The organism is Sphingobacterium psychroaquaticum, from assembly GCF_004421025.1.
In the GTDB taxonomy this organism is placed as follows: Bacteria; Bacteroidota; Bacteroidia; order Sphingobacteriales; family Sphingobacteriaceae; genus Sphingobacterium; species Sphingobacterium psychroaquaticum.
On sequence record NZ_CP038029.1, the window covers coordinates 1,854,341 to 1,867,456 of the forward strand.

Here is a 13,116-nt window from a genome sequence, read left to right on the forward strand (position 1 = left end):
TATGATTCAGAATTATTTACCGGGAATTAAGAATGGCGATTCAAAGCAATTCTTTTTAATGGCTGGTCCGTGTGCAATCGAAGGCGAGGAAATAGCGTTACGTATTGCAGAGCGTATTGTCACCATTACGGATAAATACAATATACCGTATATCTTTAAAGGATCTTACCGCAAAGCAAATCGTTCACGCGTAGATTCGTTTACAGGTATTGGAGATGAGAAAGCACTTAAAGTCTTGGAAAAAGTCGGGAAAACTTTTGGTGTCCCAACCGTGACGGATATTCATGAAAGTCATGAGGCTGCTATGGCCGCTGCTTACGTAGACGTACTACAGATTCCTGCATTTCTGTGCCGTCAGACGGAACTGCTTGTCGCTGCTGCAGAGACAGGGAAAGTTGTCAATATTAAGAAAGGACAGTTTTTATCTGCTGGTTCGATGCAATTTGCGGTGGACAAAGTAAAGGATTCGGGGAATGATAAAGTGTTTTTGACGGATCGTGGAAACACTTTTGGTTATCAAGATTTGATTGTAGATTTTCGTGGAATTCCTGAAATGCGTGGTTTTGAGGTTCCTACTATAATGGATTGCACACATTCCTTACAACAACCGAATCAAACTTCCGGTGTAACAGGAGGGAAGCCAGCGTTGATTGAAACGATTGCAAAAGCGGCAATTGCCGTAGGCGCAGATGGTTTATTCATAGAGACACATCCAGACCCTGCTAATGCAAAATCTGATGGCGCTAATATGCTTCATCTGGATCTATTAGATGGTTTATTAGAAAAGCTAGTACGTGTACGCGAAGCTATTTTATAATAGCGCGCTATCAGGTGCGTAGCGCAAAGGATCCCTTACACTAAAAAATGTAAGGGATTTTTTTATTTTTTTCCGATTCTGAAATTCTTTTTCTGATTATGAACTTGCGTTTTTTTGAAATAGCCCTATATTTGCCTATCTATTTAAAATAAGTCTAAATAAAAAGAAGATGAATTTTGTTAAGCGCATTTTACTACTATCCTTAATCGTACTTGGCGGCAACCAAGTCGTTAACGCCCATGCGGTGTGGCTGGAGAGCAACACTACGGGAATTAAAAATCAATCGCAGTCCGTACGTGTTTATTATGGCGAATACGAAACCGGTGAAAATGAAGCGACCAAAGATTGGTATTCCGATTTAAGGGAGCTGACTGTTTCTATTGTGCATCCCGATGGTTCGGTTTCCACACTTCCTTTAACCGATAAAGGAGACTTTTTGGAAGGTACCTTTGTACCAACCAGTGATGGACACTACGCTATATTCACGAGCCATGCAACGAAAGATCTTGGAGGAGATACACGCTACGAGTTTGTAAGCCAGGCAACGGTCCAAGTTGGAAACGCGGTCGAGGCGGGAAAATGTCCCTTAGTTTATCAGCTACAAGTAGCGCCGAAAACTTATAAGCAGAACGATACCGTTCGCATTCAGTTGACAGAGCACGGCGCTCCACTGTCTAAGAAGGATGTTTCTGTGATGTCTCCAAGTGGATGGAGTAAAACGTACAAAAGCGATGCAGAGGGTTTTATTTCGATTCCTACGTTATGGTCTGGTCGCTATGTCGTAGAGTTTGGAAACATGATGCAGCAAGAAGGGGACTGGCATGGAAAGACGTATAAAAAGAATTGGCAAGGATTAACGACGAGTTTCATAGTTCAATAATAGGGTTTTACCCAAAAAAGGCGTCGCTCTGAACGGCAATTCTTTGCGACGCCCAGGTTAGCCTAACGGCAATTAGGCTAACCCATTTACTACGTTAAGCGCGTAGTGTTATCCATAATGTGTTACAATTAAAGATGAGCCAAAATAACAAAATTTTACTAACATTTTGCATGCTCCTATGTGTTTTAGGAGGTCATGCTCAACAACCATCAAATTTTTACAAAGGACTCGTTCGCTCGAACGGTCAACCGGTTCCCGATGCTAGTGTGAAAATTGATAAAAAAACTATTCGGGCAGATGAAAATGGTGCTTTTACCTTTTCTGGCGTAAGTGGTTCTTCTGTTGATGTTTCTGTTTCAGCCCTCGGTTTTCAACATTTGCGACAAGCCCTGACGCTGGGAAAGGCTGGCGTGGTGTATACGTTTTCGATGCAAGGTCGGGAGACGGCGATTGATGAAGTTTCGGTGCTGGGCTTTACGCCTGTGAAAGAAGTAAATCGTCAAGCATACAATGTAACCGCTATCGATGCGACCAAACTTTATAATACGACGATGAACATCGCTAATGCGTTGGATCGCGTAGCTGGTGTTCGGGTTCGGGAATCGGGCGGTGTAGGTTCGAACTTCAACTTGTCGTTAAACGGTTTTTCAGGTAATCATGTCCGTTATTTTATTGATGGGATACCGATGGATAATATGGGGTCTTCTTTTCAGATCAATAATATTCCCATCAATCTGGCCGAACGTGTAGAAGTCTACAAAGGCGTTGTTCCTATTTGGTTGGGCTCTGATGCCTTAGGTGGAGCTATTAATATTGTAACCTCTATGAAGCCCCGTAATTTTGTAGACGCCTCTTATTCATACGGTTCCTTTAATACACATCGTACTGTCGTGAATCTTGGTACCACAAGCAAAAGTGGATTTACTTTTTTACTGAATGCTTATCAAAATTTTTCAGACAATGATTACAAGGTTACACTCTCTGTAGCAGATATAAACACAGGGGCTTATTCGGAAAATATTAAGCTACGTCGTTTTCATGATCAATACCATAACGAAGCTGTTGTTGCGCAGGTAGGCGTGGTTAACAAACCTTATGCGGACCGTCTTCTTGTCGGTTTTACAGCCGGTAAGAACTATAAGGAAATCCAAGCTGACGCTCGTATGAAAGTAGCCTACGGCGGGATACATCGTCGCGGAACGACTTTAATGCCGACATTGAAATACCAGAAAATGAATCTGATCGATGGCCTAGACGTAACGGTAAATGCGAATTATAATTTCGGGACAGAGAAGAACATTGATACATTGGATCGTCGTTTTGGCTGGTTTGGTGAAAGTAAACCTAATCCAGGTGGAGAGCGAAGTAAGCAGCTCTATGTTTATAAGAATAATGAAGGGATAGCAACGTTGGCCGCTAATTATAAGGTAACGGAAAAGCAGTCCATTGCCCTGAGTAGTACAGCAACCACCTTCAAGCGTGAAGGCGAAAATGAATTGAATCCGCAAGCCAACAACTACGAAGTAACCAAGCGGACATTCAAAAACATGATGGGGCTGGGGTATAGCTATGATGTTAAAGATGTGTGGAGTGCGACATTGTTTGGAAAGTATATTTTCCAGAGTAATAAGGATGGCGATCGGCCTACCATGAATATGAACCGCTTTGGTTACGGTTTGGCAACGACTTATTTCCTCGATCCGGAATTCCAGTTGAAAGCATCCTATGAATTGACCAATCGCATGGCTACAGCTTATGAACTGTTTGGTGATGTGGAGAATCAAGATGCGAATCCTGATTTAAAACCGGAAAGAAGCCATAATATAAACCTGGGTGCCTATTATGGTTGGAAGATCAATGAGGATCATCGTTTCCGTATCGGTGGAAATCTTATCTACCGTTATGCGTTTGACTTTATTTTCACGCGTCTTAACAATAATCAATCGAAGTTGATTGCAGACAACCGGGAGGGCGTCAGCACCCGAGGGGCAGATATGGAATTCAATTATTCGTATAAAAACTTCCTGACCCTAGGTGGTTCTTTAACCTACCAGTATTTACAGAATAAGCAAGAGATAGAACCTGGGTACACAGGAGTTAGCCCATTGTTTAATGCGCAGATGCCTAATATTCCGTATTTGTTCGGTAATACAGATCTGGGTTTGGTTTTTCGTGATTTCGGAAAAAAAGGCAATGTGCTTAATGTGAACTATAACTTGTTATATGTGCATCGCTTTTGGCTGTATTGGCCAACGATGGGCGGCACAAGTGCAGATGACAAAAAAAGGGAAGTGCCGGGGCAGCTAGCCCACGATCTCCGGATTGGATATAGCTTGAACAACGGTCGTTACAATATTGGTGCAGAAATACGCAACATAGCAGATGCACAACTCTACGATAATTTTGGCTTACAGAAGCCGGGACGCTCTTTTGCCGTGAATCTACGGTATTATTTTCAACAGGTTAAATAATAAAACATACATCTAAATACAAATACATGAAAAATACAAAATGGGCGAGTTTAGCACTTGCCGCGTCAGTCTCTGTGAGTGCATACTCTTGCAAAAGTGATAGTCCTGATCTACCTACAAACAAAGGGAATTATGTGCTCGCAGTTACTCCAATTGCTTCAACTGGTGTTGCTGATTATTTGGTAACAGTTGATAATCTGGAATCCGGATCAACTACAATTTTAGGAAATGGTGTCGAGCAAGATGGTACTTATCGGTATTACGTGACACATAACAATAAGTTCTTCAGCATGCTTTATGGACAAGGAAACCCGGGGGCTGTTACAACATATAGTGTACAAGAAGGAAAACTAAAAAAGCTGTCTGATTTTCAGTCGGAAACGGTGCAGGCATTTGCTCCGGTAAACGAAGATATTTTGATGCTGAAGATCCCACGCAGTAATACCAATCCACTGGCTAACTACTATAAAGTGAATACCAATAGCTTGTTGATTTCTGGAGAAGGTACTTTAGATGTTCAGAAAGTAGCCGGCAATGGTGAATCTGCATTTTTCACTTGGATCAAGCAGGTTGGAAGTAAGGTGTATGCTCCGTATATGTCTATCCAAGCTTGTTGTAATGCCGCATTTGAAACGGCATACCCAGATAGTGCCTGGGTTGCTGTTTACTCGTATCCGGATATGAAATTGGAAAAAGTTATAAAAGATAACCGAATGAGTTTTGTGGGACGTTACTTTACGGATGGATTAGGTGTAGATGAAAAAGGAGATGTATATGCATTTTCGTCAAGTATCGGAACAAAGAATAAGGTGATTACATCTACAAAACCATCTGCAATTCTAAAGATCGCCTCAGGAAGCACAGAGTTTGATAAGAACTATTATTTCAATGTGGAAGCTGTTAGTGCGGGGAAAAATATTACAGATTGGATTTACGTTGGACAAGGCAAGTTTGTTGTTTTAATGACAACAAAAGAAGAAAAAGGCGCCTATGAGTCAGGGAAGCATATTGGTATTGTAGATGTATACAATAAGACTTTTAAAGATGTTACCGGGATGCCTGATTTAGATTTGATCAAGGACATTACAACGAATAATTATTCTGCAAAAGACGGTTCGGCCTATATCGGTGTTGCCATGAAAGATGCAACAAGCTTTGTGTATAGAATTAATGCGAGTACAGCAACTGCGACACAAGGACTCCGCGTCGAAGGAGGTTCGATTACAGCTGTTACACGGGTCGATTAACCGCCTGTTTTAACGCCTACGTCTAAATTACAAAAGGTCCTTCGTTTGATACTGTGTGTGTTGTACGGTATCTAACGAAGGGCACTTTTTCATTACAACAATTAACAATTATGACAACATTAATATGTTTACTCTTTTTTACAGCCTTTCTGGTTTGGATGTGTACATCTAAAAAAGTGAACTGGAAAAACAAAGGGAAGTTATTCGACCAACTGGCACAGAAACCCCAACGAACAAAGTATATCGCTACGCTGATCTTATGTGTTGCTTTTTCGCTTTGCGTCGTAACGTTAGGTTTTGGGGCTGGGATCTTTGCGGGTATTGTTATCTTAATGGCAATGGGAAGTCTGGTGGTTTTATTCTTTCCATTCCAGTATTTGAATGTAAAGTGGTTAGGCGTGTTATTTCTCCTTTGTTTTCTTATTGAACTATCTTTTTAAGTGATATGCCAGCTAATAAAAAATACTTAACCAAATCTCCATGGGTACGTCTTTCTCGTATCCTTGCCGGAACTGCGGGAGGTTATGCCGTAATGGTGAGCTTTCACTATTGCCTAACGTATGTTTTTCCGCAAGAAGATGTTATAGCAACAGCTTTCTTTACCGGGTATATATTATGGGCTTTCTTGCTTCTATGGGCTTTTCTGGAAACCAAGGTTTGGCGATTGTATGCCACTTACCTCGGATTGACGCTTCTATTTGCATTACCCTATCTTTTTAAACTAACCTAATAAAATGAATCAAAGACGGTATAATATATATTTTCATACCCATACAATTAGCGGAATTATTATTGCCGCTTTACTGTATGTTATTTTTTTTGCAGGGTCTTTTTCCTTTTTTAGGGATGATATCTCAGCCTGGCAAAAAGGGAAGTCCGTAGCAAACCAAAAACTTGACGCCGATTATAACTACTTGTTGGATTCTCTTGGGGAAAAATACAATACGAAAGGACGAAATTTTGACTTCTATGTGTTGCGACAGGGGCATGGCACGTATGTAAATATGAGTACATCGCAAGACACAACGATTAGTAAACCAAAACCTAAAGAGGAACGAAAGGGACGTCGTAGAGGACGGGATAAAGACGGTGATTCGGCTTACTTCTTACACTATTTTACAGATAAAAGCCAAAGTTCTTATGATGAAGGCTATGATATGGGCGAATTTTTGTATCGCTTACATTTTCTTGCTCAAGTCAACTATATTCCGATTCGGATCGGTACGCCGTTTGGTTATTTGCTCGCAGGTATCGTGTCATTTTTGTTTTTATTTGCATTGATCACCGGATTATTTTTGCATTGGGATAAGATAAAGAGTAATTTCTTCATCTTCCGGCCCTGGAGCAAATGGAAAACAGTATGGACCGATATGCATACGGCGCTTGGCGTTATCGGTTTTCCATTTCAGTTTGTTTTTGCCGTTACCGGCGTTATACTGATTGTCAACTTTGTGCTCATTTCACCTTTTAGTAAGCTATTGTATGAAGGGGATCAAGATAAATTGTATCGAGACTTGCAATACACGAGAGGAGCAGAGGTTGCCTATACGTATAACCCGATGCAAAAGGATTTCGACCTCAATGCTTTTGTAGCGTCATGGCAGCAAAAATGGGGGAAAAGTCAGGTTACACGTGTATATATACGGAACTATATGGATGAAAGTATGGAAGTCATTTTGGAATCTACACCTTTCAGCCAAACGAGTTTTGCAGGGTCTGGGTATACACGTGTGCAGATTGCTACGGGGAAGATTGTGGAAGAAAAGTCCCCTTATACCGATGGAAATCATATCGACCGTGTTAAAAGTTTAATCTATCACCTTCATTTCGGCGATTTTGGCGGAAAGCCTTTGCGCATTGTATTCTTTGTATTAGGTTTAATGGGATGTGTCGTTATTATCTCTGGAATCATGATTTGGTTGGTAGCCCGAGATAAAGTCAATGTGCCAGCGTACAAACGAAAGTTTAACTTTTGGGCGGCTAATTTCTTTCTGTCGATGTGTTTGGCTATGTTACCCGTTACCGCCTTTACTTTTATCGTGGTAAAAGTACTTCCAACGGTGAATATGACGGTCATTTTTTCGGCTTACTTTTACAGTTGGTTGGTGCTGACCATCTATCTGATGCTTTGGCGAAACCTCACTGTTGTGAACAAGCATGTTCTTTTACTATCTGCGATATTGTGCTTCGCCGTACCTGTAGCGAACGGGATCGTAACGAATTTATGGTTCTGGAACGCCATAACAGTGCGCGCTTTTGATATTCTATTTATCGATATGCTATTCTTGGTGCTCAGCGTTTGTAGTGTTCTGGGCTTTATTAAAGTGAGAAAAGATGGTAAGGAGTTTAAGATTTTGAAAACGCAAAAAAGTTAAAAAAATAGAAACCTTTGCTACCGGGCGATAGCAAAGGTTTCAAACCAATTATTAACCTAAATTATGAATTAAACTATTCGCAATATCTATGCCATAAAACATCTGATCTTTGATTTTTGTTAATTTATTGTAAAATATTTTAATCTTGTGTTTTGTTTTTATAAAACGCTTACTTTTTTACGGATCATTTCCTTCTTTACATTTTCATGTAAGAATGACCTTAAAATATTGCTTATCTTGCTTCCCTATTTTAGGAAATAATTATTTCGTATTCATGAGATGTGAACGGTATGACTACCCTGTAAAAATATGGATTCAACGATCTTTGGTGTTTGCGCTAACCACTACCGCATTGATAGCTTTGGCTACATATACGGCGGGATTGATGAGTATGAACGCTGTTTATCAGATTTCATTTACCTTCTTGATTATTCTGATTGTTGCTTTATGTAACTTGTTTATCCACGTGGAGAATAGGGTAGAGGATCCTATTAAGTCGCCTTTTCACGTTAAGCTGGCTAGTTTTACGACTTCTGTATTTGTGATCTTTTGTTTCGATCTACTCGAAGATGCTTTAAATGTAAAAGATCCCAAAATACGTGACCTGATTTTAGAAAGCCCTTGGCGGAATTATTTTATAATTAGTATTCAAGCCTGTTTGCTGAATTTTATTGTATTACTGTGGCTTTACTTTTTGATGTCAGATCACTTTAAAGCGCAGCATCAACTGGAGCGCAGTCGGTTGGAAAAATCAACAGAAGAAGCGATAAACAAAATGTTACGCCAACAAATACAGCCGCACTTTTTGTTTAATGCATTGGCGACGTTGAAGTCATTGATTCGGAAAGACTCGGACTTGGCCGAAGATTACCTGGTGCGTTTGTCCGATTTTTTACGGATTACTATAGCGGCAACGAAAACAGAAGAGTTGACCTCCGTACAACAAGAGATTAAGTTGTGTGAAGATTACCTAGATATGCAGAAGATGCGGTTCGGCGAAGCTTTGAATTACGAGATCGAAATTCCTGAATCTGTGCTTGAAAAACGGCTTCCTTTCTTTTCTATTCAACCGCTGGTCGACAATGCTTTAAAGCACAATGCCTTTACCATTGATGAACCTCTTTGCATTGAAATTAGGGAGACCGATGATTGGTTGATTGTCAGTAACCGTAAGAACGTGAAAAAGATTGCCGTAGAATCCAATGGAAGTGGCCTTCGGAATTTAATGGATCGTTATGGTAATTACTTGCTTCAAGGGGTTGTTATCGAAGACACCTCGAATCGATTTAATGTGAAAATAAAATTGCTATAGTATGAATGTCGTTATTATTGAAGACGAAATGCTTGCTGCGGAAGATCTTTCACAAACCTTGCAGCGTGTTGCGCCAGAGGTGTCTATCTTGGCACATCTTAACTCCGTGAAGGAAGCTATAGACTACTTTAAGGAAGCCCAAGACGTAGACTTGATCTTTTCAGATATACAATTAGGGGATGGGATTAGCTTTGAAGTATTTGATCAGGTAGAGGTTCTGGTGCCCATTGTTTTTTGTACTGCCTATGATGATTACCTTTTAGATGCTTTTAAGACCAATGGTATTGATTATATTTTAAAACCAATCTCGGATACGGCTATTCGGGGAACGATGAATAAGTATTTCAGTTTACAGAAAGTCTTGGTAAAGGAAATGGGAAACCAAGGGGGCGGTATATCTCCCGTGTACCAGCATCTTATTGATCAGGTTAAACCCAAACCTTCTTCCATCCTTGTCCATCAGCAAGATCGTATTATCCCATTGAATCTGGATGATATAGCGCTGTGCTACATTGAACATGAGAATGTGTTTATCAAAACATTTAAAGGAAAGGATTTTCTGGTTATGAAGACGCTCGATGAGCTTGAAAAACAATTAGGTGCTGATTTTTACCGTGCAAATCGGCAACATCTTCTTTCGCGTCATGTTTTGCGACATGCAAGCTATACGTTAGCACGTAAATTGGCCTTAGACTTGATTGTTGAGCACCGTGAACGTATTTATGTAAGCCGTGAAAAGTCATCTTCTTTTCTGCGTTGGTTAGAGCGTGGCGTGGGGCACGATTAATGCTCCAAATCGATTCGGATGTAGTGCAGTTTTTCGGGATCGCTGCGCGGATGATGAATTGTTCGGTTCACCCTTCATTTTGTCCGTTTCACACCTAAAAGCTTTTGCATTTATAACGCTATTCTTCAACTTTATAGGACATTAAAAAGTTTGTAAATATAGTCGTTATGTTTGTTTCCATTTTTAAAACTACTGCGAGTAACAAAAAGGATAAACTCTCTATTTTTGAAGTACTCCGGAATTTAGGTGTCCGTTTATCGGTGACCCTTGACTTAAGCGATGAAGACCGTGTATTACGGGTGGAGTCGAAGAAAAATATCACAGGAACTATTATAGAGGCGCTGAACAGTAATAAGTTTTACTGTGAGGAGCTTGGAACCTTTTTATATGGGTATCCTGTAAAAGCATAAAAGAGGGCAAAATCGCCCTCTTTTATGCTTTTACTTGTTAAAGTAAGCTCGTATTTCTAATTCGTCATTTTTCATCTGCTCCTTCATCGCATCCAATGACTCAAACCAACGATCATGTCGGATAAATTTTAGAAATTTCACCCGTATTGTCTTGGTATAGATATCGTCTTCAAAGTCCAATAAGTTGATTTCGATTTTCCTATTCATGCCATCCACTGTTGGTCTTGTACCAATATAAGCCATACCTCGCGCCACACGCTCAGGCTCCGGATGTATATAATCGCCACTACCGATAGTGGGTACATGTGGGTATATTTCGGCTTCTACAGCATAAATACCGTATGCAGGAATCAATTTATGAGATTCATGGATATTGAGGTTGGCGGTCGGAAAGCCGATCTCGCGCCCAATCTGGTCACCCCGAACAACAGTTCCTGTCAGTTCAAAAGGATACCCTAGATACTTATTGGCCGTTTCAATATCCCCTTTAATGAGAGACTCTCTGATTCGTGTCGATGAAACAGCGACATCTTCAATGTCTTGCTCCGGGATCTGATCTACACGGTAATCGTAAATACTGGAATAATGTTTCAAATCTTTCATCGAACCTTTTCGGTCTTTTCCGAAATGATGATCGTAACCAATTACGATTTGTTTCGTGCCCAATTTACCGACTAATACATTACTGATATACTCTTCGGGAGTTTGATTGGAAAAATCCCGTGTAAATGGGGTAACAATCAAATGATCTATCTTAGCTAAGGCTAGGTGATGTGCTTTTTCTTCAATATCATTAATCAGCCGTAAACTGTCGTCATCCGGATTGATAATGAGGCGTGGGTGCGGAAAAAAGGTAAGCAATACTGTTTCACCATTGTTTTCCTCTGCACATTCTCTTAATTTAGATAAGATCTTCTGGTGGCCTATATGTACTCCATCAAATGTGCCTATCGTTACGACTGCATTCGATAGGGGAGTAAATTCATCTAAGCTTCTATATATCTTCATTCCTTTTTAATAGGATAAGTAATTATTGTTGATTGTCCACCTTTTGCTTCCTAATCTCTTCAATAAGAGTTTCCAGCTTCCAGGCCTTATCGACATGAAAGTCTCCACTCTTTGTCCGGCGCAAAGCACTGAGGTGTGCACCGATGCCTAATACTTTGCCAAAATCGCTGGCAATAGATCGGATATAGGTGCCTTTTGAACAACTGATGCGAAAGTAAACATTTGGTCCTTCAATTTTCTCGATTTCGAAGGAATTGACAATAACTTTACGTGTCTTTAATTCAACTTCCTCTCCACGCCTTGCTTTTTCATAAAGGCGTTCACCCTGCACTTTGATAGCAGAGTGGGCTGGGGGATACTGCTCAATTTCACCTTCAAAAGACTTCGCCGCCTTTAACAAATCGGCTTCGGTGATATGATCGTATGCGAAAGTTTGATCTATTTCAGTCTCTAAATCAAAGGAAGGGGTTGTTGCACCGATAGTAATACAGCCTGTGTATTCCTTATCTTCCGCCTGAAAAGAGTCTATTTTCTTGGTTAACTTACCGGTACATATAATTAATAGCCCGGTTGCTAAAGGGTCTAAGGTTCCTGCATGGCCAACCTTAAGCTTGAGCGGCTTCATGGTATTGCGAAGTTTACCTACCACATCAAAACTTGTCCATTCCAAAGGTTTATCTACCAGTAGTAATTCACCTTCCGCAAACTGAAATGGAGAAGAATTTGTCTCTTCTAAATTTGTCATTTATATAATCTGCAGACTATGTCCGCTCAATAATAATCCAATAATCACTAATCCAACCACAATTCGATACCAACCAAAGGCTTTGAATCCATATTTGGTCAACACGTCAATAAATGTCTTAATTGCAACGATTGCCACAATAAAACCAACAATATTTCCAACGATCAAAAGGTTGATCTCCTCGCCAGTAAACGTGTGTCCTTCTTTAAAAAATTTGTAAAGCTTCACGACTGAAGCACCTAACATCATAGGGATGGCTAAGAAAAAAGAAAATTCTGCAGCGGCCTTACGCGTCAGGTTTTGCGTCATTCCCCCGACAATCGTACTCGCCGAGCGCGATGTACCTGGGATAAGCGCTAAACATTGGTATAAACCAATGATGAATGACTGTTTATACGAAATGTGGTCTGAGTTTTCGATCGTAGGTTTGTTGAACCATTTATCAACGAAAAGAAGGATAATCCCGCCAACGACCAGCATAACCGCAACCATTAATGGGCTTTCTAATAAAGAGTCAATGAAGTCGTTCAAGATTAAACCCAATATCGATGCTGGAATTGCTGCTACAACAAGCTTGTAGTAGAAATCCATGGATTTAAAAAAGCGCTTAAAGTATAGTACTAAGACGGACAGGATCGTGCCTAGCTGTATCACGATCGTAAATAATTTTACAAAAGGAGAGGGTTCCATCCCCATAAGTGCTGTACCAATAATCATGTGTCCCGTAGAGGAGACAGGTAGAAACTCAGTAAGCCCTTCAATGATTGCTAAAACAATCGCTTGAAAATAGGTCATTATTCTTGAATGTTTTTCTTTTTAGGTTTATACAAAATAGCCACAAATCCCAACGCAAAACCAAGAACAACAACAAGCGGAGCTAATGTTATTTTAGTGAAGCTGTAAATATCCTCTGTTCCCATCATTAATATGAAACCTAGGGCAACAACAGCAATACTTGCAATAAAAAGTTGATAATTTACTTTTTCAAAAGCGAAATTCACTTTTGAGGAATCGGATTTTACCGATGAATTTTTTTGTTTTTTTTCAGACATATCTAAAATGGA

The 13,116-nt window shown here is 40.1% G+C and carries 14 protein-coding genes; 10 read left to right on the plus strand and 4 right to left on the minus strand.

Features of this window, described 5'->3' with window-relative positions; translation table 11 throughout:
• Window position 1 precedes the first annotated feature (1 nt).
• From kdsA to E2P86_RS07625, 10 genes are all read left to right on the plus strand, one after another.
• Window positions 2-817, plus strand: a complete 816-nt coding sequence (kdsA, locus tag E2P86_RS07580; RefSeq protein ID WP_085472822.1) for a 3-deoxy-8-phosphooctulonate synthase — start codon at window positions 2-4, stop codon at window positions 815-817.
• Between the two features lie 169 nt (window positions 818-986).
• Complete coding sequence (locus E2P86_RS07585; protein WP_134432063.1) at window positions 987-1,697, plus strand: DUF4198 domain-containing protein; 711 nt, start codon at window positions 987-989, stop codon at window positions 1,695-1,697.
• Between the two features lie 170 nt (window positions 1,698-1,867).
• On the plus strand, window positions 1,868-4,168 hold the full coding sequence (locus E2P86_RS07590; RefSeq protein WP_206368003.1) for a TonB-dependent receptor domain-containing protein: 2,301 nt from the start codon (window positions 1,868-1,870) through the stop codon (window positions 4,166-4,168).
• Between the two features lie 26 nt (window positions 4,169-4,194).
• Window positions 4,195-5,415: a DUF4374 domain-containing protein gene (locus E2P86_RS07595; protein WP_085472824.1), complete on the plus strand. Its 1,221-nt coding sequence runs from the start codon at window positions 4,195-4,197 to the stop codon at window positions 5,413-5,415.
• A 110-nt stretch (window positions 5,416-5,525) separates the two neighbouring features.
• Complete coding sequence (locus E2P86_RS07600) at window positions 5,526-5,855, plus strand: DUF3325 family protein (RefSeq protein ID WP_134432069.1); 330 nt, start codon at window positions 5,526-5,528, stop codon at window positions 5,853-5,855.
• A 5-nt stretch (window positions 5,856-5,860) separates the two neighbouring features.
• A complete protein-coding gene (locus tag E2P86_RS07605) occupies window positions 5,861-6,145 on the plus strand; it encodes a hypothetical protein (protein ID WP_085472826.1) in 285 nt (94 codons plus the stop codon).
• A 4-nt stretch (window positions 6,146-6,149) separates the two neighbouring features.
• A complete protein-coding gene (locus tag E2P86_RS07610; protein WP_085472827.1) occupies window positions 6,150-7,790 on the plus strand; it encodes a PepSY-associated TM helix domain-containing protein in 1,641 nt (546 codons plus the stop codon).
• 274 nt (window positions 7,791-8,064) lie between these two features.
• The gene (locus E2P86_RS07615) at window positions 8,065-9,102 is read left to right on the plus strand and encodes a sensor histidine kinase (RefSeq protein WP_166785165.1); all 1,038 of its coding nucleotides are present in this window, start codon (window positions 8,065-8,067) and stop codon (window positions 9,100-9,102) included.
• A 1-nt stretch (window position 9,103) separates the two neighbouring features.
• The gene (locus E2P86_RS07620; protein WP_134432075.1) at window positions 9,104-9,889 is read left to right on the plus strand and encodes a LytR/AlgR family response regulator transcription factor; all 786 of its coding nucleotides are present in this window, start codon (window positions 9,104-9,106) and stop codon (window positions 9,887-9,889) included.
• 167 nt (window positions 9,890-10,056) lie between these two features.
• On the plus strand, window positions 10,057-10,299 hold the full coding sequence (locus E2P86_RS07625; protein WP_085472830.1) for a hypothetical protein: 243 nt from the start codon (window positions 10,057-10,059) through the stop codon (window positions 10,297-10,299).
• A gap of 30 nt (window positions 10,300-10,329) precedes the next feature.
• Here the strand turns inward: E2P86_RS07625 and E2P86_RS07630 are convergent, their stop codons facing one another.
• From E2P86_RS07630 to E2P86_RS07645, 4 genes are read right to left on the minus strand one after another with little or no spacing between them, the layout of a single operon-like run.
• Window positions 10,330-11,307, minus strand: a complete 978-nt coding sequence (locus E2P86_RS07630; protein WP_085472831.1) for a bifunctional riboflavin kinase/FAD synthetase — start codon at window positions 11,305-11,307, stop codon at window positions 10,330-10,332.
• A 22-nt stretch (window positions 11,308-11,329) separates the two neighbouring features.
• Window positions 11,330-12,052, minus strand: coding sequence for a tRNA pseudouridine(55) synthase TruB (truB, locus tag E2P86_RS07635; RefSeq protein ID WP_085472832.1), 723 nt, complete (start codon window positions 12,050-12,052; stop codon window positions 11,330-11,332).
• Window positions 12,053-12,847: an undecaprenyl-diphosphate phosphatase gene (locus E2P86_RS07640; protein WP_085472833.1), complete on the minus strand. Its 795-nt coding sequence runs from the start codon at window positions 12,845-12,847 to the stop codon at window positions 12,053-12,055.
• Window positions 12,847-13,104 carry a DUF3098 domain-containing protein gene (locus E2P86_RS07645; protein WP_085472834.1) on the minus strand — a complete coding sequence of 86 codons (258 nt, stop codon included), beginning with the start codon at window positions 13,102-13,104 and terminating at the stop codon, window positions 12,847-12,849. Before E2P86_RS07645 ends, E2P86_RS07640 begins: the two co-directional genes overlap by 1 nt.
• Window positions 13,105-13,116 lie beyond the last annotated feature (12 nt).

What these genes read in the sequence shown, in the direction of transcription:
- E2P86_RS07620 (WP_134432075.1), top strand. Translation starts at nt 9,104, where the DNA reads ATGAATGTCGTTATTATTGAAGACGAAATGCTTGCTGCGGAAGATCTT.
- E2P86_RS07590 (WP_206368003.1), top strand. Translation starts at nt 1,868, where the DNA reads ATGCTCCTATGTGTTTTAGGAGGTCATGCTCAACAACCATCAAATTTT.
- E2P86_RS07615 (WP_166785165.1), top strand. Translation starts at nt 8,065, where the DNA reads ATGAGATGTGAACGGTATGACTACCCTGTAAAAATATGGATTCAACGA.
- truB (WP_085472832.1), bottom strand. Translation starts at nt 12,052, where the DNA reads ATGACAAATTTAGAAGAGACAAATTCTTCTCCATTTCAGTTTGCGGAA.
- E2P86_RS07605 (WP_085472826.1), top strand. Translation starts at nt 5,861, where the DNA reads ATGCCAGCTAATAAAAAATACTTAACCAAATCTCCATGGGTACGTCTT.
- E2P86_RS07645 (WP_085472834.1), bottom strand. Translation starts at nt 13,104, where the DNA reads ATGTCTGAAAAAAAACAAAAAAATTCATCGGTAAAATCCGATTCCTCA.
- E2P86_RS07595 (WP_085472824.1), top strand. Translation starts at nt 4,195, where the DNA reads ATGAAAAATACAAAATGGGCGAGTTTAGCACTTGCCGCGTCAGTCTCT.
- E2P86_RS07625 (WP_085472830.1), top strand. Translation starts at nt 10,057, where the DNA reads ATGTTTGTTTCCATTTTTAAAACTACTGCGAGTAACAAAAAGGATAAA.
- E2P86_RS07630 (WP_085472831.1), bottom strand. Translation starts at nt 11,307, where the DNA reads ATGAAGATATATAGAAGCTTAGATGAATTTACTCCCCTATCGAATGCA.
- kdsA (WP_085472822.1), top strand. Translation starts at nt 2, where the DNA reads ATGATTCAGAATTATTTACCGGGAATTAAGAATGGCGATTCAAAGCAA.
- E2P86_RS07610 (WP_085472827.1), top strand. Translation starts at nt 6,150, where the DNA reads ATGAATCAAAGACGGTATAATATATATTTTCATACCCATACAATTAGC.
- E2P86_RS07600 (WP_134432069.1), top strand. Translation starts at nt 5,526, where the DNA reads ATGACAACATTAATATGTTTACTCTTTTTTACAGCCTTTCTGGTTTGG.
- E2P86_RS07585 (WP_134432063.1), top strand. Translation starts at nt 987, where the DNA reads ATGAATTTTGTTAAGCGCATTTTACTACTATCCTTAATCGTACTTGGC.
- E2P86_RS07640 (WP_085472833.1), bottom strand. Translation starts at nt 12,847, where the DNA reads ATGACCTATTTTCAAGCGATTGTTTTAGCAATCATTGAAGGGCTTACT.